At 42.2% G+C, this 21,270-nt stretch carries 16 protein-coding genes; 6 read left to right on the forward strand and 10 right to left on the reverse strand.

Annotated elements, in window-relative coordinates; genetic code table 11:
* Positions 1-59: 59 nt before the first annotated feature.
* The 8 genes from dctA to GVK91_RS24155 all read right to left on the reverse strand — a co-directional run bounded on the left by dctA (position 60) and on the right by GVK91_RS24155 (position 12,770).
* Complete coding sequence (gene dctA / locus GVK91_RS24120; RefSeq protein ID WP_220801672.1) at positions 60-1,322, reverse strand: C4-dicarboxylate transporter DctA; 1,263 nt, start codon at positions 1,320-1,322, stop codon at positions 60-62.
* Positions 1,323-1,454: 132 nt separating this feature from the next.
* Entirely contained in the window at positions 1,455-3,365 is a 1,911-nt protein-coding gene (locus tag GVK91_RS24125; protein WP_153845171.1) for a class II glutamine amidotransferase, read from the reverse strand.
* Positions 3,366-3,485: 120 nt separating this feature from the next.
* The gene (locus GVK91_RS24130; protein ID WP_159731698.1) at positions 3,486-5,363 is read right to left on the reverse strand and encodes an Nramp family divalent metal transporter; all 1,878 of its coding nucleotides are present in this window, start codon (positions 5,361-5,363) and stop codon (positions 3,486-3,488) included.
* Positions 5,364-5,447: 84 nt separating this feature from the next.
* Positions 5,448-6,050, reverse strand: a complete 603-nt coding sequence (locus tag GVK91_RS24135; RefSeq protein ID WP_159731700.1) for a 2'-5' RNA ligase family protein — start codon at positions 6,048-6,050, stop codon at positions 5,448-5,450.
* Positions 6,051-6,137: 87 nt separating this feature from the next.
* Positions 6,138-8,093 (reverse strand): gamma-glutamyltransferase family protein, encoded by a 1,956-nt coding sequence (locus tag GVK91_RS24140; RefSeq protein ID WP_200845694.1) that lies wholly within the window; start codon positions 8,091-8,093, stop codon positions 6,138-6,140.
* A 134-nt stretch (positions 8,094-8,227) separates the two neighbouring features.
* Positions 8,228-9,904 carry a sodium/sugar symporter gene (locus tag GVK91_RS24145; RefSeq protein WP_159731702.1) on the reverse strand — a complete coding sequence of 559 codons (1,677 nt, stop codon included), beginning with the start codon at positions 9,902-9,904 and terminating at the stop codon, positions 8,228-8,230.
* Between the two features lie 51 nt (positions 9,905-9,955).
* Positions 9,956-11,284, reverse strand: a complete 1,329-nt coding sequence (xylA, locus tag GVK91_RS24150; protein WP_075993907.1) for a xylose isomerase — start codon at positions 11,282-11,284, stop codon at positions 9,956-9,958.
* A 1-nt stretch (position 11,285) separates the two neighbouring features.
* Positions 11,286-12,770: a xylulokinase gene (locus tag GVK91_RS24155; protein ID WP_159731704.1), complete on the reverse strand. Its 1,485-nt coding sequence runs from the start codon at positions 12,768-12,770 to the stop codon at positions 11,286-11,288.
* Positions 12,771-12,890: 120 nt separating this feature from the next.
* Here GVK91_RS24155 and GVK91_RS24160 point away from each other — a divergent pair, with 120 nt between their 5' ends.
* From GVK91_RS24160 to GVK91_RS24175, 4 genes are all read left to right on the forward strand, one after another.
* Positions 12,891-13,913: a LacI family DNA-binding transcriptional regulator gene (locus GVK91_RS24160; protein WP_153845166.1), complete on the forward strand. Its 1,023-nt coding sequence runs from the start codon at positions 12,891-12,893 to the stop codon at positions 13,911-13,913.
* 96 nt (positions 13,914-14,009) lie between these two features.
* A complete protein-coding gene (locus tag GVK91_RS24165) occupies positions 14,010-14,498 on the forward strand; it encodes a hypothetical protein (protein ID WP_235032985.1) in 489 nt (162 codons plus the stop codon).
* Position 14,499: 1 nt separating this feature from the next.
* Positions 14,500-14,973 (forward strand): hypothetical protein, encoded by a 474-nt coding sequence (locus GVK91_RS24170; RefSeq protein ID WP_153845164.1) that lies wholly within the window; start codon positions 14,500-14,502, stop codon positions 14,971-14,973.
* Between the two features lie 13 nt (positions 14,974-14,986).
* Positions 14,987-16,009: an oxidoreductase gene (locus GVK91_RS24175; RefSeq protein ID WP_159731708.1), complete on the forward strand. Its 1,023-nt coding sequence runs from the start codon at positions 14,987-14,989 to the stop codon at positions 16,007-16,009.
* 122 nt (positions 16,010-16,131) lie between these two features.
* Here GVK91_RS24175 and GVK91_RS24180 read toward each other — a convergent pair whose 3' ends face one another.
* Together GVK91_RS24180 and glmM are read right to left on the reverse strand one after the other, a co-directional pair.
* Complete coding sequence (locus tag GVK91_RS24180) at positions 16,132-18,207, reverse strand: Na+/H+ antiporter (protein WP_159731710.1); 2,076 nt, start codon at positions 18,205-18,207, stop codon at positions 16,132-16,134.
* 88 nt (positions 18,208-18,295) lie between these two features.
* Complete coding sequence (gene glmM, locus GVK91_RS24185) at positions 18,296-19,678, reverse strand: phosphoglucosamine mutase (RefSeq protein ID WP_120336231.1); 1,383 nt, start codon at positions 19,676-19,678, stop codon at positions 18,296-18,298.
* Positions 19,679-19,878: 200 nt separating this feature from the next.
* Between glmM and GVK91_RS24190 the strand changes: the two genes are divergently transcribed.
* Positions 19,879-20,460 (forward strand): phosphatase PAP2 family protein, encoded by a 582-nt coding sequence (locus GVK91_RS24190; RefSeq protein ID WP_153845160.1) that lies wholly within the window; start codon positions 19,879-19,881, stop codon positions 20,458-20,460.
* Complete coding sequence (locus tag GVK91_RS24195) at positions 20,460-21,269, forward strand: ZIP family metal transporter (protein WP_159731712.1); 810 nt, start codon at positions 20,460-20,462, stop codon at positions 21,267-21,269. The genes GVK91_RS24190 and GVK91_RS24195 overlap by 1 nt, the downstream gene beginning before the upstream one ends.
* Position 21,270: the final 1 nt, after the last annotated feature.

Genomic DNA, 21,270 nt, shown 5'->3' on the forward strand with positions numbered 1-21,270 from the left:
CTCAAACACCTTCTTTGTTGAGTGAAGCGTCTTTTATCCTTAGCTTTTGATTGCGGAAATCATCGTTTAGACCCTAACTTTTCATGTAGGAGCTCCTCGTCCAAACTGTCTTCATATTTTGAAATCACCAGCGTTGCCGCTGAATTTCCGATCAAATTGGTTATCGCCCTTGCTTCACTCATAAAACGATCTACACCAAAGATCAAAGCGACAGATTCTACCGGTACATGGCCAACAACAGGCAAGGTCGCAGCAAGGGTAACGAAACCACTTCCTGTTACGCCTGCAGCACCTTTGGAGGTCAATAGTAATACCAACAATAAGGTAATTTCCTGCTCCAAGCTGAGATGCATATTGAGGGCCTGCGAAATAAAGACCGCTGCCATAGTCAAATAGATACTTGTCCCATCCAGATTGAAAGAATAGCCCGTGGGGATAACTAAGCCCACAACAGGCTTGGCACAACCCGCATCTTCCATCTTCTGCATGATACCTGGCAACGCCGACTCGGAAGAGGAAGTCCCCAATACAATCAAAATTTCCTCCTTAATATATTTTAAAAACTTAAAAACATTCACCTTGAGATAAAAATACAATACGGCCCCGATCACGATGATCACGAAGATAAAACAGGTCAGGTAGAAGCTCAACATCAACATACCGAGTTTAGATAAGGCCTGGATTCCAAACTTACCGATCGTAAAACCCATTGCTCCCATTGCCCCAATTGGAGCCAGGTACATGATCATTTTGATAATGGAGAAGAGAACCTTCAGAAAAGATTGCAATACATTGAGCACAGGCTCGGAAGCTTTCTGCCCTATTTTTGTCATACCGATCCCAAATAGCACTGCAAAAACGAGTACCTGCAACATGTTGTCCGAAGCTACCGCAGCAATCACATTATCTGGAATGATCCCGATGATAAAATCCATAAAACTATGTGGCTCTTTGGATTCTGAAATATAATGGGATACCGAAGATACATCAAGACTCGCTGGATCGGCATTCATCCCGGTACCCGGCTGTATCCAATTAACAAAGACCAAACCGATAATCAGGGCAATCGTTGTCATGATCTCGAAATAGATAATGGAAGTTAAACCGATTTTCCCCACTTTTTTCGTATCCTGCATTCCCGCTATACCGATTACAATTGAGCTAAAAATCAATGGTGCAATAACCATCTTGATCAGTTTAATAAAAGCATCTCCTAATGGTTTTAGCTTAACAGCAAAATCGGGGTAATAGATACCACAGATGATCCCTACAAGTATACCCACGATGACTTGAAAATAGAGGCTCTTAAAAATGTGCTTCATGATAGATTTATTTACGGACAGTAATTCCCTTTGCTTTAATCGGTTTTTTAATTTAGGATATTGAAATTAATTGGTACGAATATAAAAAAAAAGGGATGCATAAATGCATCCCTTCCTATTATAATTTTGAACTTAGCTGCTGAAATATGCTCTTACATTCTTTCCTTCAATCCAGTTCATATACGCTTTATTGACAACCTTGTTTCCACCAGGTGTTGGGTAATCACCGGAGAAATACCAATCACCCTTATGGTCTGGACAAGCTTTGTGTAAATTATCCAAAGTTTGGTAAATTACTTCAAGCTCTGCTTTCAGGTGGTGAGGTCTTACAATACGAGCGATTTCTTCCGAAATCTCTTCATCAGTAAAAGGCGCATAAATGGCTTTGACATAATTATCGATATCATTGACATCTTGGGTCATTGATACCACACATTTTTGATAAACTTCATCGATAATATGTGCCATACCACGTTGTTTTAGGAGATTAATTGCGGCTTCGAAAGCGACAAACTCACCCATACGTGACATATCGATACCATAACAATCTGGGTAACGGATCTGAGGCGCAGATGAAACAATCACGATTTTTTTCGGATTCAAACGATCCAAGATCGTTAAAATACTTTGTTTCAATGTTGTTCCCCGAACAATCGAGTCATCAATGGCAACGATCGTATCTTCGTGATCTTTTACAATACCGTAAGTTGTATCATATACGTGCTGTACCATGTCTGTACGGTCCGCATCTTGCGTAATGAACGTACGCAGTTTAGCGTCCTTCACGTTGAGTTTTTCAAAACGAGGTTTAATACTCAAGATCTCATCTAACTCTTCATCAGAAATTTTTTCTGAGCGATTCAATAAAGTATCTTTTTGAAAATCCCGAACGTAAGCATTGATACCATCCATTAGGCCATAGTACGATACTTCAGCTGTATTTGGAATAAACGAGAATACGGTATTTTTGATGTTATTTTTGACAGATTCCAATACCTGAGGTACCAGTAATCTTCCTAATTCTTTACGTTCTTGATAGATATCAGCATCTGATCCACGAGAGAAGTAAATCCGTTCGAAAGAACAAGAACGTTGTTCTACGGGCTGTCTAAACATCTCTTGGGATACTGTACCATCTTTTTTAGCGATCAGGGCATGGCCTGGTTTAATTTCCTTCACAGCACCAATAGGAATATTGAATGCAGTTTGGATGACCGGTCTTTCCGATGCTACAACCAGGATCTCCTCATCCTGATAATAAAACGCCGGACGGATACCAGCTGGGTCGCGCATAACAAAAGCATCACCATGACCAAAGATACCTGCGATGGTGTAACCGCCATCCCAAGTTTTGGCCGAACGCTTCAATATTTTGGTAACATCAATATTTTTAGCAATCAGCGAACTGATCTCAATATTAGAATGACCTTCTTTTTTGAATTGATCGAAAAGATCTTGGTTCTCATCATCTAAGAAATGGCCAATTTTTTCCAAAACGGTTACGGTGTCCGCTTTTTCCTTTGGATGTTGCCCCAACTCATATAATTGTTGCAACAATTCGTCCACATTGGTCATGTTGAAGTTACCCGCTACCACCAAATTACGAGACATCCAATTGTTTTGTCTTAAAAATGGGTGACAGCTTTCGATACTGTTCTTTCCATGCGTTCCATAGCGCAAATGTCCTAAAAGTACTTCTCCCGTAAAACTTACGTTATCTTTTAACCATTGCGTATCTTTTGACTCCTCCGGAAATGCTTTCTGAACAGAAGCAAATTTTTTCTGTACATATTCGAATATGTCTGCCACAGCAGTTGAGCCCATTGCTCTGTAACGCGAAATGTAACGATTTCCAGGTTTAACATCAAATTTAATGGTTGCAATTCCAGCCCCGTCTTGTCCACGGTTGTGCTGTTTTTCCATTAATAGGTACAATTTGTTGATGCCATAAAATGGCGTACCATATTTTTCCTGATAATAAGATAAGGGTTTTAACAGGCGAATTAGTGCGATTCCGCACTCGTGTTTAATAGCGTCGCTCATATCTTGATTTGATGTCGCAAAAGTACGAATTATTTAGCACTTACCGACTCCTCCCTTCACTTTTTCAGCAATAAAATTACAGTGAATAGACAGAGGCTCTTTGGGATAGCTCCTTAAGACCTATTGTGCGATAAAAACAGGGACTTTCACCGCATGTCGCAGCTTGTTAACTGTCTCACCAAAAACAAAATCCTTCACACCACTGTGCCCATGGCTTCCAACGACCAATAGATCGGCACCGTATTTTTCACATACTTCTGCAATACTCTTGATCCGGTTATTGTATCCCAGTTCATATTCAGTTTGATGTCCTTGCGACAATAGAAAATCAGCATACAATTTCAGCCGTTCCAAATCCTGACGCGATTCATAATCATCCGTCGAATCCCCGGTATATTTCACCGACGCACTCTCCACAATATGTACAACGACAAAGGTCGTGTCGTCATGCGACAGCTGTAAAGCATATTGAATTACTTTCTGATCTGAATTTGAGAAATCCAACGCGATCACAACTTTCTTAAAAGAGCCCTTATGTTCAAAATGCAATGCCTCGAATGGTGGGTGAACTTCCAGCTCCGTTGGTTTCGATTTGAGTAAAATGGGGTATAATACCGTCATCATTAATAAGGCAAACAAACCCACAGCGCCCAAGATCAATAATACGGTTACCACAATATTATTGGCTTCACCAATCCAGCCGGCCACTTCGTCGTATACCAATTTAAAATTCAGAACAGCGATAATGGCCGCTATCAACCAGGCCGCAATTTTTGTTATCGGTTTAATGGCAAAAATACCCATCTTGACTTTATCGCTCACAAAATGGATCAACGGGATGACTGCAAAAGCGAGCTGCATACTCAAAATCACCTGACTAAAGATCAGTAGCTGTCCAACGCGACCTTCACCCGAAATCAGAATCACCAATACAGCCGGGATAATAGCCAAAAGCCGGGTTATAATTCTTCGTAAAGTCGGGCTAATCCGCAATCGAAGGTACCCCTCCATCACAATCTGACCGGCTAGGGTTCCCGTCACCGTTGAGCTCTGTCCGGCAAGAATCAAGGCAACAGCAAACAATTTTGAGGCCCATTCCGTTCCAAGAAGATTGCCCAATAAGTGGTAAGCATCTTCAAGTTCGGCAACGTCATGCATACCGTTTTTGTGAAAAACAGAGGCTGCAAGAATCAATATTGCTGCGTTCACCAAAAATGCCAGGTTCAAGGCGATCGCACTATCCCAAAAGTTATACTTGAGTGATTTTCGGATAGAAACCTCATTCCGGTCAATCTTCCGTGTCTGCACGAGCGCCGAGTGCAAATATAGATTATGCGGCATGACGGTTGCACCTATAATGCCTATGGCAATATATAGTGCGGCACTATTCGGGATACTGGGTATAAATCCAGTGGCCACCTCTGCAAAATCCGGTTTCGCCAAAAACATTTCTACCATGAAACACATGCCAATAAGCGCGATCAGTCCAATGATAAAAAGTTCCATTTTCCGCATCCCCAGCTTCTGAAGATAGAGCAGTAAGAAGGTATCTGCAAAACTGATCATTACCCCCCAGAGCAGATCAATGCCGAAAAGGAGGTTAAGACCGATTGCCATACCCAAAACCTCCGCCAGGTCGCAGGCTGCTATCGCAATTTCAGCAAGCACATAGAGCACAAAATTCATCCGTTTAGGATAGGTCTCCCTGTTACACTGCGCAAGGTCTTTACCGCGTACAATACCTAGACGGGCACATAGATTCTGTAGCACAAGTGCCATGATATTACTCATCAACAGCACCCAAATCAGGGTATAGCCAAATTGGCTTCCTCCAGCAAGATCGGTAGCCCAGTTACCTGGATCCATATACCCCACACTAATGAGATAAGCTGGACCAAAGAAACTAAGTATCTTCTTAAATTTGGATTTCCCTTGATTGACATCTACACTTTCATGGATATCAGATAGAGATTTATGATGAGATTCGTCGTAATGCATAAAGTACTGTAAGTGCAATATCGTCTATTGTCAGCCTTAAAGATAAAAAGCTTTACATTATTAGGCAATTAAACCGCGATATTATTAGAATTTAAATGCCAGCTGGCCAGAATTTTCCTTCGATTGGTTGCCAAATTGGATAAAATCGATGATCTCATACTGACCTAAATCAGGTTTAAACTGCCGCACATGAACGCCCTTGCACATAAAGCTCAGGTCGACAGACCGCAACTGTTCTTTTGCAATTTCAAGCTGTTCTGGCTCCAGGCGTCGCCCAATCGAAATATGGGGTTCGTCGCTAATCTCGATCAAATCAAATTCCGATAAAGTTTGAACAACCTTCCGCGCCCGGTCCTTGAGATAACTGCGGGCATGTACTGTCGGTGCAATATAGAAAGCACCACCGGCAAATGATGAAAAATGATCAAAATAAACATACTGACTCCGCTCATAGACCATAGTCTCCTGCAAAGCCTCAATAGCCATTGTTAGTTTACTCCCATCTGCTTCAAAAGCACATATCGTTACATGGGCTTTGGAATTGCAACTGGGATACCAGCCTTTGTTTTTGTCGGGAAACAGTTCGGCTAACGATGCACGTAATCGTCGCTTCAAGCCATCTACCAAGACAATACCAGCTTCATCAGGCTGAAAAACAAACGAATATTTATTGACACTACCCTCCATAACAAAAATCAGTTTCCGATCAGTAGGTAAGATAACAAATACCGCGGAGATAACAAAACCAAAACCGAGCAGCAGGCTAATGACAAACTACCACCCGATGCCATAGTCCTCCCCGTTGTTGCTACTGCCGCCCCAAAGTGTATGGTGCTGCTGGTCGAAATAAATGGCATTGATAGGTCCACTGGTGCGGTCACCGAGCTGTATGCTATACCCCATTTTCTTTAATTGTTCAATAATTGCTGGTGCTGTATTTTTGTCCAATAGAAGGCTACCTGAGCGCGGTTTTCGATCGTCGGTCTTCGTTCCTCCCAGCGATAGCCAAAGCTGGTTACTGTTGATATTGGCCGCCTCGCTGGCTTGTTGTGGCGTCATACCAAACTCGACCATATTCAAGAAAAACTGCAATAGGTTTTGATCCTGTGTATCTCCTCCCTGCACAGCAAAAGAAAGGTAAGGTTTTCCATTTTTCAACGCCATCGAAGGGGTGAGTGTTACACGCGGTCTTTTGCCTGGCTCAACCACATTGAACGGGTTAATCAATGAATCTAAGACAAAACTCTGTAAGCGCTGACTCATGCCCACTCCGGTATTCCCGGCGATACAGGCAGGGAGCCAACCACCACTCGGTGTGATCGAAACGACCCAACCTTCTTCATCCGCAGCTTCAACGCTTGTGGTTCCCCGTAATAAACGGTCGACATAAGCACTATCCACCGTTAAAGATGCCAAAAGAGCTGCTTTTGGCAATTCCGTTAGCGACGAACTTGAGCGTGCGTCATGTTTAGGAACAAAATCATTTTTCAGCTCCGTATGTGGCGTAAACTCCTTCTTACGCTGCTCCAGTAACGAAAAATACGGATTCTGCTTACCTTCATAGGGATAAGGGTCTCCGGGAAGTACATTCGGGTTATTTTGCTTAAGATCAATGGTTGCGGCCCTCGCCTTGGCATAGGACTCATGCAAAAGACCTTGAATAGGTGTCTTAGGTTTACCGTAGGGATCACCGTAATAAAAATCCCGATCGGCAAAGGCCAAGTTCATAACCTGATAGAGTGTATGGATATAAGAAGCAGAATTATAACCCATTGCCTTTAGATCAAAGTTTTTCAGTAACTGCAAACTCTGTAGCATGGCTGGTCCCTGTGTCCATTCTTGTAATTTATATACATCAACCCCCTTATAATTGACATGCAATGGTTCCTCCTCAATAGGTTTCCAATTGGCTAAGTCTGCTTTCGTGATTAAGCCACCTTGCTCCTTACTGCCACGGACAAATTCATCTGCAATATCGCCGATATAAAACCGGTCATAAGCAGCCATGATTGCCGCTTTCCGGTCTTTTCCCGCTGCAAGAGCCTGCTTTTCGGCTTCTATCAATTTGGACAGGGTATTATGCAGATCCTGCTGCACGAAAACCTCTCCCGCTTCGGGAGCTTCCCAGGATTTACCTTCATGTACTAAAAACACCTTTTTACTGTAAGGCCATTCTTTAATACGGTCTTTACCACGTTCAATACTCGTTGCAGTTTGTGCGTCAATCGGGTAACCTGCAGCCATTTCAAGAGCAGGAGCTAATACCTCTGCTAGACTTTTCGTTCCATAATGAGCCAACATATAGCACAATCCGCCGGGTGTACCCGGTGTGACAGCAGCAAGAGGGCCGTATTCCGGTGGAAATTCGTAGCCCTTTGATCTAAAAAAATCGACTGTCGCTCCACTGGGTGCTACCCCCAAGGCATTTATAGCAATGACCTTTTTTAGTTTCGGATGATAAATTAACGCTTGCGTCTCTCCGCCCCAACTCAGGACATCCCACATCGTACAGGTTGCTGCGAGCATTGCACAAGCAGCGTCCACCGCATTTCCGCCTTGTTGGAATAGCTGGGCACCCGCTGTTGCCGCCAAGGGTTTGCCCGTAATAGCCATCCAATGTTTTCCATGTAAAGGTGGTTTCTGTGTACGCTGAGCGGAACTCACCATCGGCGTACAGGTAGTAAGCAATCCAAACAGCGTCATCAGTAGCAAGGGGGATCTTCTTTTCATAGCAGCTCTTTCGTTAAGTAATCTTTCGTTAAGCAATGGTTTTAGTAAAACCAAGATAGGTATTTTTAAAACAAACAAAAAACTCCCATCAACCGAGATTGATAGGAGTTTTTAAAATCTTATTTGTTATTGGGTTACCAATAAATAGAATATAATGCTGTAACCAATAGCGCTACGATCAATGCGATGACCAAAAACGCGCGGTGTGGTTTAAACATCGTGGTATCAACTTCCAATCCAGCTGGCACGACACCACGCTTATTGTCGATGATACTGATGACAATCATACCGATAATACAGATCACGAATACGAATCCCATTCTATCCAAAAATGGAATTTCGTAGACTCCCGTTGTTGGATTTGGAACGGAGAAACCTGTCGATGACAAGAATGACAGATCGACCCAATCCGGCAATTTTTTGAAGATGATGGAGAAAATAAAACCACCAATTGTTGCAAACAACGCCGCATTTGAAGTTGCTTTCTTCCAGAAGAATCCTAAAATGAACATCGCAAAAATACCTGGAGATACAAAACCCGTATATTCCTGAATATATTGGAATCCACCTTTTTTATCAATACCCAAATGTGGAGCAATCAGCACACCCAAAATCATGGCAACCACAACAGTTAGCTTGCCGATATTGACCAATTTCTTGTCCGATGCTTCTGTATTGAATACTTTCTTATAAATATCCAAGGCGAAGATTGTTGCGATACTGTTTGCTTTACCTGCCAAAGAAGCGACCACTGCAGCTGTCAATGCTGCAAACGACAAGCCTTTTAAACCTGCTGGCAATAAATTCAACAAAACTGGATAAGCGTGGTCAGGGTTTACCTCACCATGTTGCATCATTTCATTTTGGAACAAACCATCTTTCCACATTACATAGGCTGCTATACCTGGCAACACGACAATGATAGGCATTAATAACTTCAGAAATGCGGCAAACAAGATACCGTTTCTCGCGGTTTTCAAATCTGCTCCAAGCGCGCGTTGCGTGATGTATTGATTACATCCCCAGTAATTCAAATTAACGATCCACATACCGCCAATCAATACGGTTAGCCCCGGTAAATCGAGATAGTTCTCATTTTTACGATCCAGAATCATATGAAAGTGGTCGGAAGCTTTTTCGGTCATCAAGTGATAACCTTCCAATACTCCTGATCCACCATAGTGCTCTGAAACGAGGTTCAAGGCTAAGTAAGTGGTCGCCAAACCACCCAATACCAAAAAGAAAACCTGAATAATATCCGTATAACCGATTACTTTCATTCCCCCCAATGTAATGATCACAGCAAAAATCGCAATGGCATACATACAGGCATCCAGACTGATACCGGAAATACTACTTACCGCAATGGCTCCCAAATAGAGGATGGATGTCAAATTAACGACAACATACAACAGTAACCAGAAAACGGCCATGATCATCGCAACAGTCCCATTATATCGTTTATGGAGAAACTGTGGCATCGTAAAGATCTTGTTCTTTAAGTATACCGGGATAAAAAATACCGCAACGACAATCAGTGTAATGGCAGCCATCCACTCGTAAGTCGCAATAGCCAATCCCATCTTAAATCCGGAACCGCTCATACCGATAAATTGCTCGGCCGAAATATTGGACGCAATAAGTGAAGCTCCGATAGCCCACCAAGTCAATGACCCCTCAGCCAAAAAATAGTCTTTGGAGCCTACAGATTCAGATTTCTTGCGATAATACACCCATAATCCATAACCTGCTACAATAACGAAGTATATCAGGAAAACGATGTAATCTTTTGTGCTTAAATAATTATTCATGTATTGGTAATTGGTTTAATTTGATCGCCTAATATAGAAATATTTTTAGAACTATATATATCTATTAACCAAATTTTCTAAATACTCCTGTTTACCACTAATCGTTTTCGGCTCACCTAATTCCACTGCTAAATCCCTTAAGTTCTCCAGGGTCAATGTCCGTTCTTCAAATGATGCACCATGGCCTGTATCAAAAGAAGCATAACGATCGGCCCGTATTTTTTTGTAATCCGAGTCTTGAAGGATGCGATCTGCCGTAATAAGCGCGCGTGCAAAAAGATCCATACCACCGATATGTGCATAAAACAAATCTTCAGGATCTGTCGAGTTGCGACGGATTTTGGCATCAAAATTCACACCTCCACCTTGGAATCCACCACCTTCCAAGATAATCAACATGGCTTCGGTCAATTCATTGATATCATTCGGAAATTGATCTGTATCCCATCCATTTTGATAATCACCGCGGTTAGCATCAATGGAGCCCAATTTACCTGCATCTACAGCAACCTGTAGCTCATGCTGGAACGTATGCCCGGCCAATGTCGCATGATTTACCTCTAAATTTAATTTAAAATCTTCCAAAAGATTATACTGACGCAGGAAGCCCAGCACGGTAGCCGCATCATAATCGTATTGATGTTTTGTAGGCTCACATGGTTTCGGCTCGATAAAGAAAGTTCCTTTAAAACCATTTTTGCGGGCATAATCCTTGGCCATATGTAAAAACTGTGCAAGATGTTCCTGCTCACGCTTCATATTGGTATTTAAAAGGCTCATATACCCCTCTCTTCCACCCCAGAACACATAATTTTCACCACCAAGAGCAATCGTTGCGTCCAAGGCTGCTTTGACCTGTGCGCCACCATGTGCAAGAACATGAAAATCTGGGTTAGTTGCTGCTCCATTCATGTAGCGTTTATGGCTAAAAAGGTTGGCTGTTCCCCAAAGCAATTTTATACCGCTTTCCTGTTGTTTTTCCTTCGCATAATCAACGATAGTTGACAGACGCTTTTCATTTTCAACAACATTATCCGAATAATCTACTAAGTCCACATCATGGAAGCAATAATAGGGTATATTTATTTTACTGATAAATTCGAATGCTGCATCCATTTTATCTTTTGCCCTCGTGATTACGTCGTTGCTTTCATCCCATGGAAATTGATGTGTCGGTCCGCCAAATGGATCAGATCCGTTACCATTGAAAGAATGCCAGTACGAACAGGCAAACTTAAAATACTCTTCCATCGTCTTGCCACCAACAATTTGTTTTGGATTATAATAACGGAAAGCCAATGGATTTGTACTGTCTTTTCCTTCGAATTGAATTTGGCCAACGCCTTTGAAAAATTCTTTTTTCCCTTTGATAATATTCATCTTATTTGCTATTTATTTGTTTGTTTAATAATTCCTTCCATTGCTGATAATGCTCCTCATATTGCGCTACAAATTGAGGTTCCACTGTATACACAGGTTTCAAAGAACGAAAAGCTTCTGTAGAATCTGCATAATACCCACTTCCTATACCTGCTCCAAGAGCGGCTCCAATACTGCCATCATGATTAAAGATTTCAACTGGAACGTCAGTGGCCCCCACAAATGACTCCCTGAAAACAGCGCTCAGGAATAAATTCGCATAACCTGCACGAATCATATTTGGATACAGATTGTTTTCGCGCATGATATCCAAGCCATAGCGAAAAGCATATGCAATCCCTTCCTGTATAGCGCGTAGTATATCGCTTGTCTCATGCCTATTCAAATCTATCGCTGAAATTGAAGCTCCAACCGTTTGGTTGTTGAGCATCCGTTCGGCACCGTTGCCAAATGGGATAACTTGCAGACCTTTGCTACCGATAGGAGATGCACCAGCCATGGCATTAATCTGTTCGTAAGACAAATCGCGTCCCAACAATCGTCTACCCCAGCTATTCATAATGCCTGTTCCATTGATACAAAGCAATACCCCTGTCCGGATATCATCCTCTTGATAATTCACATGGGCAAATGTATTTACGCGCGATTCGCGGTCGGCGATCAGCTTGTCGCTGACGCCATAGATCACCCCTGAAGTACCTGCGGTCGCAGCGACTTCGCCAGGTTGAAGGACATTCAGCGAAAGTGCATTGTTGGGCTGGTCGCCGGCTTTATAATTGATGGTCACTGTACTGGATAGCCCAAGCTCTTCTGCAACAGCGGATTTAATTTGACCATGCGTTGAAAACACAGGTAAGATCTCAGGAATAAGATGATCATCAAAGCCATAATAGTCCATAATCGTACGCGACAATACATTGTCCTTGAAATCCCAGAATATCCCCTCAGATAGGGCTGAGATGGAAGTCGTCACCTGCCCCGAAAGTTTCATGGCGATGAAATCCCCCGGCAACATGATCTTATCTATTTTTTCATAAATTTCCGGCTCGTTTGCTTTTACCCAGGCCAACTTTGACGCTGTAAAATTACCTGGTGAATTCAGATGATGACTCAGATTAAAAGACCTTCCGATTTCTTCAAAAGCGATATTTCCCAATTCAACAGCTCTGCTGTCGCACCAGATAATGGCATTTCGCAGCACATGCTGATCTTTATCGACCACGACTAAGCCGTGCATCTGGTATGCAATGCCAATGGCCGAAATTGCTTTGGGGTCATACAGGCCGAGCCTGTTTGCCTTCAACAGAGCCTGTTTAAAGTAGTCCCACCAATCGAGCGGGTTCTGTTCAGCCCAATTGGGCTTCAAAGTAATTATGGGAGCTTCTACATCCGGATATTGCACCGAGCAAACCTTACGTTGTGAAGATGCCTCAACAATCGAAACTTTTACAGAAGAAGTACCTACGTCTATACCTAATAAATACATGGTAATCAATTCTAATTGGTTATAAAAAACAACATCGGCCTTATACTGCAACCGGTTGCATAAAAGTAGGGTATGTTTCTGAATTATCAAAATATTAAATAAAATTATTTACTTTGGAGCGTGAATAAAAAAACAACAATTTATGATATCGCCCGTGCGCTTGGAGTGACAGTCTCTACCGTATCACGCGCATTGAATAATGTGCCTACGATCAGCGAGGCGACACGAAAACTGGTGCTCGACAAAGCAAAGGAATTGAATTACAGCGTTAATAAGTTGGCCTCTTCTCTTTCCTCGGGCAAGTCCAATACCATCGGTGTCATTGTTCCTACCATGCAAATTCATTTTTTTGCGGAAGCCGTACATAGTATTGAAAAAGAGCTAAAAAAACACAACTACAGCCTATTGCTTTATCAATCGAATGAATCATTTGAAGATGAAGTCAATGGCGTGAAGACCTTACTTGAAGCTCAGGTAGACGGCATCATTGCTTCGTTGTCGCTGGAGACGCAAGAAACCCAGCATTTTCAGGAAGTGATCAATCAGCGCAAATGCCTGGTCATTTTTGACCGTACCCATAAAGATATTCCTGCTCCTGTGGTCAAACTTGACGATTTTAAAGCAGGCTACCTTGCCACACAACATCTGCTCGAACAGGGTTACAAAAACATTGCCTTTATCACAACGGACAAAGAAATCGCTATTTTCCAGGATCGTTTCCATGGTTTCGAAGCGGCCTTAAAAGATGCGCAGATTTCCCCACGGGAAGACTTTATCATTCGCGGCGACTTATCCATTGAAGCCGGCATCAAAGGAACCGAACAGATTCTAAAATCTGCAATCCAACCGGACGCCTTTATTGGTGGTGATGACTTTACAGCTGTCGGGATTATACAGGCCTTAAAAACTGCAAATATTGCCATTCCAGCCACAGGAGTGATCGGTTTTGCAAACCAGACCTTTTCTTCCTTTATCAGCCCTACGCTATCAAGTATTGATCAACAGGCCAACAAAATGGGGGAAGAATGTGCAAAACTCTTTCTGAAAATGGTTAAACAAAAAAGTCCGTACGAAGCAATCGAACAGATTGTTCTTGATCCCATATTGATAAAAAGAAAATCTACCAATAGAATAGACAAATAATCAGTACCTTTGCCTAAATTTGTTTAAATGCAAGCCCGGCAGAAATTTAGGATAATAAGCATCTGCTTATTATTTGTCATTCAGGCCCTTTTTTTAGTGGCCATCTTTGTAGAAAATACACATTCTTATATTGTATTGGCTTTTATCGGCCTATTGTCCTTACTGATTTTATACAGTTACCTCAGGTCTCCCATTCATCATCACAGGCATGAATATGAATCGATCAAAATTGCCCTTTGGGTACCTGTAGGAGCGATTGCATCCTACTATTTCAATCAGATCTTCGGCTTGGGCCCTGTATTGGGCGCTGCGCTGACAGGTACCATAGCCTCTTTCATTCCCAATATCAACAAAAATTCAACTTATCTGCCCCACCTCCCTGCAGCAATTTATTGCGGTGCATTTGTAGGAATGTCCAATGCGCAGGTGGCTCATGGGTTCTCTTTTGTTTTAGCCGCCAGTATTTTTACAGCGATCTTTCTGATTGTATCGAAAAGTCTATTGAATGGTGTCGGCGGTAAACTAGGCACATTGGCCTTTCTTGGTGTTTCATTGACATACCTGCTGTTATATATTTTTAAGTAATATGGAAACATTCATTTTATACCTAGTTGGCATCATCGGGAGCACGGCGACATACTATGTCAATACCAAATTTCACCAAGGGGCAGTGCGTTCATCCGCAATGCTGACCTTACTTGTCGCAGGCTTCCTTCACTTCTTCCCACAAAGTGTTTCTCCTTATCTCGCACAGTACATCCCGCCTATTTTTATAGGCGCGTCATTTATAGGCATGGTCTCAAAAAACCAGTTATCAACCTATTTCGGTTTGGCTCTAGCTGGTGTTATTTTTACGACAATTCTGCTCAATACCAGTAAATTTTTTACTGGTTATGGTGGAGCCCTCGGCACTTCTGCCTGTATCGCGCTGTTGGTCGTATTGAGCATTCCTTATTTTAAATCACCGAGAAAAATGACGGTTGGATTTCTTCAACTCCGCAAAACAATCTTAAAAAAACAAGGAAAAGTTTCAAAAAGACGAGTAGATTTGTTTAAATAAAAAGTATAACCACATGAAACCTTTATTTCTGATTTTTATTACCCATATCTTGTTCCTGGGCCATCTGAGTGCTCAACAAGCGGCCATTAATCTGGTAAATCAAGAACGCAACAGCAGCTACAGAGGCCTAAGCGTGGTCGATGATACAACTGTATGGGTAAGCGGAAGCAATGGTACCGTCGGGCTCAGCACCGATGCCGGAAAAAACTGGCAGTGGGTCAATCCAATTGGCTACGAAAAAACAGATTTTAGGGATATCGAAGCATTTGATGAGAATGAAGCTTTAATTATTTCGGCAGGTTCCCCTGCCATCATCTTAAGTACCCATGACGGCGGTCGAAGCTGGAAAGAAGTATTCATAGATAAGCGACCCGAAATATTTTATGACGGTTTTGCTTTTACACCAAAAGGGGGCGGCATTGCCTTTGGCGACGCCATTCAGGGGAAAATGCCACTATTAAAAAGCATCGATTTCGGAAGGTCCTGGAAAGATATATCCGCGAATATGCACTTTACAATTACCGAAGGAGAGGCTGGTTTTGCGGCCAGTGGAACATCCATATACTGCGATAATAAAGGGACATACTGGATTGCCACCGGTGGAACAATCGCCAATATCTACAGCAGCAAAGATCAGGGGGACACATGGCAACGTTACAGCTGCCCCATCATTCAGGGAAAAAATAGCACCGGCCCATTCTCCGTAGCATTTTACTCGTCGAAAACGGGCATTGTAGTCGGTGGCGATTACAAAGAGGATAAAAACAAAGAAAAAAATAGCCTACTAACCAACGATGGCGGTAAAACATGGTTTGCACCAGAAACAGCTCCCGCTGGCTTTAAGTCGGCCGTTATTTATCTTTCCAAAAAACAGCTGATCAGCACGGGTACCTCGGGTACAGACCTCTCGAATGACGGCGGAAAAAACTGGACGTCTATCGGAAAGGAAAGCTTCAATGCCGTACAAAAGGCAAAAAAAGGCCGAGCGATATTTTTAGTGGGTGATAAAGGAAAAATAGCGAATTTAGCATTATAAGCTAAATTCGCTATTTTTTGCACCTCCGCGCACTATTTCTTACAACAACGGCGCACTATTTTTTGCAACACTGGCGCTAGGTTTCGCAGTGCAAAAACCAAGATTTACTCGTTTATAAACAACTACTTGCGCGACAAACGCGATTCTTCCAAATCCAGGGAATACTCCATCTCTTTAATAACATCACTGTCAAAAGCCTTGCTTTCCTTGATCTTGTACAGGCCGTCACGACGTAGCGCCAAAAGTTCCAACATAATTTTATTATAGAGCCCCCTTACTGCCGAAAGCTGCGCACGTGTATCCTCCTCTTTCGCTCGTTCGGATGCATTTACACTGCGGATGATCTGCTCTTTAACACGGGCAATTGTCTCATGCTCCAGCATTTCCTTTGCGTAATGTTTATCCAGATACGCAATAGATTCTTTGCCAAGACGTACCCGAATCTCATCGATTTGCTCTTCCATTGAAGCTTGCTCATCGACCTCCTCAATTTTTATCAATTTAATCAACAAAGGCAATGTAAGCCCCTGAAAAACAAGCGTCACTAAAATAACCACAAAGGTAATGAACAAAATCAGATTTCGGTGTGGGAAGGCCGTTCCATCATATAACGTCAATGGTATTGCTAATGCTGACGCCAAAGAAACCACTCCGCGCATACCGGCCCAGCCAACGACCAGGGGCAATTTCCACCCTGGACTCTTTTCCTTGATGCGGACCCGTTTGAATAATATCCTGGGAACAAACGCCGAAAGATAAACGGCGATTAATCGCAAAACAATAACAATTACACAGATCGCCAATGCATAATCAATAGCTTCCTCCATGGAGTATTCCCCCAAACCATTGATGATCACCGGAAGTTCAAGTCCAATTAAAATAAAGACAAATCCATTTAAGAGAAAACCCACTGTCGCCCAAACCTCTTTCGTTTGGATACGCGTATGATAGTTGAGGTAATCCCCTGCCCGGAAAGAAAGAAACAATCCGCCACTAACCACAGCCAAGACCCCCGACCACTCAAAATGCTCCGCAACAATATACATCAGGTAAGGCGCAATGAGCGTTATGGGTGTTGAAATGCTCGAAGACTTAGCAACATAACGTAAGAATATATAGAGGATGTGACCGATGACCAAGCCAACGACAACACCCATGACCGATAACATCAGAAACTGCGTCGTCGCAGTGCTCATCACAAACTGGCCGGTAAGTATGGCAATGGATGCAAATCTAAATACCGTCAATGAGGCCGCATCATTCACCAGGCTTTCCCCTTCCAATATCGCAATTCCACGTTTAGGAATACTTACCCCTTTCAGGACAGAACTAGCAGCCACGGCATCTGGGGGAGAGATAATCCCACCCAGTAAAAAGCCCAGCGCCAAGGTAAATCCCGGAATAATACTGACCGAAAAGTAGGCAATCGCCAGCGATGTGAAGAAGACTAAACCAAAGCCCATGATAAAAATAGACCGTCGCCACTTCAGAAAGTTCCCCCAATTGGTATACCAGGCTGCTTCAAAAAGCAAGGGTGGCAAAAATACCATAAACACGATATCGGGATCAACACTTATGACAGGTGCCCCGGGGATCAACGAGATCACCAGTCCGCCAATAACCAACAGAATGGGGTAAGAGATCTTGAGGCGTTGACTCAGCACAAATAACATGGCCATAAAGAAAAACAGCACCATAACCAATAATAGGTTACTGTGAATTTTCTGACCTGCCTTTCCACCTACGGCCGCTTTCACATCCGCATAAGGTGCCGACATGGACATGCTGTATTGACGAAGCTTCCATTCATTGTCCACCTTACTTAATACGCCCACGCCACGAAAGGACTTGGTATTGATCTTAAACGTTTCATCAAACCAGGCCGTCGTACTATCGGCATTAAAGCTGATATGCCGCTTGTCATAGGTGTAAGTCCAGGCATTTTTGGGATTGAAATATTGATCGCTGAACTTCTCCGCATGGGCTTTATCCCACCTTTCATCATGATCAGTACCCAAAATAACTCCATCCGAAGCAATAACATTCAAAAATGGGCCATATTTTACCTCACCCGAAGTTTTGTGCCAACGATCCAGTAGCCCATTGATTTCGTCCATAGGCTGCTGGGCACTTGTCGGAAAGACAAATAAGATTAAACTAAGAAAACAATACGTACCTAAAATGATCTTTCTAATCATACATTATAAAACTTCGTAATAGCTAAGACAATCCTCTTCCGATGAGATCAGTCTTAAAACAAAAAGCTGCATATGCAGCTTTTTGTCTTTATTTAATTATTTCTTCGATTTCGCGGATAATCTTCTGCGCGATCTGCTCAGCAGCTTCAGGCGTAGGTCCCTCCGAGTAAATCCGAATAATCGGTTCGGTATTCGATTTACGCAAATGCACCCATTCATTTTCAAAGTCTATTTTCAAGCCATCGATTGTTGAATGATCTTCATTTTTATATTTTTCCTCCATTTTGGCCAATAGGTTATCAATGTCCAATTCCGGAGTCAGCGTAATTTTGTTTTTTGACATAAAGTACTGCGGTAAAGACGCGCGGTATTCGGAAGCTTTTTTACCAAGTTTAGCCAAATGTGTCAAGAAGATAGCCACGCCTACTAGCGCATCACGGCCATAATGAGATGCCGGATAAATAACACCACCGTTTCCTTCTCCGCCAATTACCGCATCTACTTCCTTCATCTTTGTAACCACGTTGACTTCACCAACAGCAGCGGCATAATATTCGCCACCATGTGCTTTAGTCACATCACGCAGTGCGCGTGTGGAAGATAAATTAGAAACTGTATTTCCTTTTTTATGCTGCAATAAGTAGTCCGCTACTGCCACTAAGGTATATTCTTCACCAAATAACTCACCATCTTCCATCATAAAGACCAATCGATCTACATCTGGATCTACAGCAATCCCCAAATCCGCTTTGTTTTCAATAACCGCAGCCGATAGATCCGTCAAGTTCTCTTTTAATGGTTCGGGATTATGCGGAAACTGACCATTCGGCTCACAATGGATTTTATAGATTGTCTGCACACCAAGCGCATCCAATAAGGCAGGTATAAATGTACCACCTGTACTGTTTACGGCATCCAAAGCAACTTTAAAATTAGCGGCTTTAATAGCTTCCTTATCAACATATTCCAACGCCAATACAGCGTCTACATGTTTCTGTAAATATGAATAGTCTTTATGAACCTGTCCTAATGCTTCAACTTCGGAAAAATCAAAGTCTAGGGATTCACCAAGGGCCAATACCTCTTGCCCTTCGGCATCTGAAATAAATTCGCCCTTTGCATTCAGTAACTTTAGCGCATTCCATTGACCTGGATTGTGTGAAGCAGTCAAAATAATACCACCAGCAGCTTTTTCCATAGGTACAGCAATCTCTACCGTCGGCGTTGTTGAAAGGCCTAAATCAACCACATCAACACCGATGCTTTGCAGGGTTCCAATCACCAAATTACTTACCATCTCACCAGAAACACGCGCATCTCTTCCAACAACAATTTTTTTGATACCACTCTGCTTAACAATTATTTTGCCATAAGCAGCTGTAAACTTAACGATATCTATCGGGGTAAGTGCCTCTCCAGCACGCCCGCCTATCGTACCTCGTATTCCTGATATTGATTTAATTAAAGTCATTTCTTTTGAATTGATTAACGTGTAAATTTAGCACAATGGCAATAAAATATCGAATTAAAATTATAATTAATGAATATTTAACGTATATTTGTTGCAACAAAGTTGTTTTTAAAAGAAACAACCGTTTGCAATGAAATTATTTTTACTTTTGAAAAGTGAGTTTTTAAAGTTTGGGAATTTCATTGTCATCAGCAACATTTATGATTCAACAATTAGTACACATTGATCAAGAGATTTTTCTGGCCATTAATCAGGGCTTGAGTAACCCCGTATTTGATTGGTTATTGCCTATATTACGCAATCCATACACTTGGGCACCCTTGTATTTATTTCTGATCATATTTTTCATAAAGACCTATGGAAAAACGGGAATTCTAATTGTTGCCATGACCTTGGTTACCTTCGGAGTTTCCGATGGTATATCATCTCATTTGATCAAAAAGACTGTAAAAAGAATTAGACCATGTAACGACGTGGAGTTTAAAGAAAATGTCAACATCCGGGTGCGATGTGGCTCTGGCTTTAGCTTTACCTCCTCTCATGCGGCCAATCATTTTTCCCTTGCTTTTTTCTGGATTGTACTTTTCCGGAGAAGATGGAAACATGCACTTTGGCTTTGTATTACCTGGGCAACCTTAATTTCAGTCTCTCAAATTTATGTTGGTGTCCATTACCCGTTTGATGTCCTCTGTGGTTCAGCCTTAGGTATACTAGTTGGTTTGGCGACAGGCTATCTATTCAAACGGTTTGTACCTAGCTTTTTTAAAACTGAACACGTATAATGAATTCAATTTTATTGATTTTAATTTTATTCATACCTGCATTTGCAAGTGGAATTTCCGTATTTTTTGTACAAAAGAAAGGAAACAGTTTTCTCAAACTCATCCTTTCTTTCAGTGGAGCCTATTTGTTCTCCATTACCGTGCTTCATCTCATTCCGCATGTCTATCAGTCCACCAATACTTCACCTGAGGTATTGGGTATTTATGTGCTTGCTGGATTTCTTTTCCAGCTCTTTCTTGAACAGTTCTCCCAAGGGATCGAGCATGGCCATATCCATACCGACAATGATCACGACCACCACAGCCATCGTTTTCCAATCGGTATTATGTTCAGTCTATGTCTTCATGCTTTCCTTGAGGGCATGCCACTTGCAGCAACACATCAGACTGAACTTGCCCTAGGCATATCCATCCACCACATTCCGGCGGCATTTGCATTGGGGAGTATTCTAATAAGCACGCATTTAAAGAAAAACACCATTCTCATTACACTAGCTTTATTTGCGGCAATGACCCCTTTTGGCTTTTTACTGAGCAAAGCCATCAGTGCAGGTGAAGTAGGCAATATCCAGCAATATTTTGATAAAATCATGGCCGTGGTTATTGGTATCTTCTTGCACATATCTACAACGATACTTTTTGAATCGGGCTCAATTGACCATCATAAATTCAATAAAAAGAAAATGATTGCTGTGATAGCTGGCGTTGCTATTGCACTCGGAAGTTTCTTATTTGTCGGAGAACATGATCATGGGCACGATCAACACCAACAATCGCATGATCATGAACATCATGACCATGCGCATTAAT

It is taken from the genome of Sphingobacterium sp. 18053, from assembly GCF_902706145.1.
Classification (GTDB): Bacteria; Bacteroidota; Bacteroidia; order Sphingobacteriales; family Sphingobacteriaceae; genus Sphingobacterium; species Sphingobacterium paramultivorum.

Bases quoted from the DNA above. Each gene is read 5' to 3' on its own strand.
- dctA (WP_220801672.1), bottom strand. From the start codon at position 1,322: ATGAAGCACATTTTTAAGAGCCTCTATTTTCAAGTCATCGTGGGTATA.
- GVK91_RS24125 (WP_153845171.1), bottom strand. From the start codon at position 3,365: ATGAGCGACGCTATTAAACACGAGTGCGGAATCGCACTAATTCGCCTG.
- GVK91_RS24130 (WP_159731698.1), bottom strand. From the start codon at position 5,363: ATGCATTACGACGAATCTCATCATAAATCTCTATCTGATATCCATGAA.
- GVK91_RS24135 (WP_159731700.1), bottom strand. From the start codon at position 6,050: ATGGAGGGTAGTGTCAATAAATATTCGTTTGTTTTTCAGCCTGATGAA.
- GVK91_RS24140 (WP_200845694.1), bottom strand. From the start codon at position 8,093: ATGAAAAGAAGATCCCCCTTGCTACTGATGACGCTGTTTGGATTGCTT.
- GVK91_RS24145 (WP_159731702.1), bottom strand. From the start codon at position 9,904: ATGAATAATTATTTAAGCACAAAAGATTACATCGTTTTCCTGATATAC.
- xylA (WP_075993907.1), bottom strand. From the start codon at position 11,284: ATGAATATTATCAAAGGGAAAAAAGAATTTTTCAAAGGCGTTGGCCAA.
- GVK91_RS24155 (WP_159731704.1), bottom strand. From the start codon at position 12,770: ATGTATTTATTAGGTATAGACGTAGGTACTTCTTCTGTAAAAGTTTCG.
- GVK91_RS24170 (WP_153845164.1), top strand. From the start codon at position 14,500: ATGGAAACATTCATTTTATACCTAGTTGGCATCATCGGGAGCACGGCG.
- GVK91_RS24175 (WP_159731708.1), top strand. From the start codon at position 14,987: ATGAAACCTTTATTTCTGATTTTTATTACCCATATCTTGTTCCTGGGC.
- GVK91_RS24180 (WP_159731710.1), bottom strand. From the start codon at position 18,207: ATGATTAGAAAGATCATTTTAGGTACGTATTGTTTTCTTAGTTTAATC.
- glmM (WP_120336231.1), bottom strand. From the start codon at position 19,678: ATGACTTTAATTAAATCAATATCAGGAATACGAGGTACGATAGGCGGG.
- GVK91_RS24190 (WP_153845160.1), top strand. From the start codon at position 19,879: ATGATTCAACAATTAGTACACATTGATCAAGAGATTTTTCTGGCCATT.
- GVK91_RS24195 (WP_159731712.1), top strand. From the start codon at position 20,460: ATGAATTCAATTTTATTGATTTTAATTTTATTCATACCTGCATTTGCA.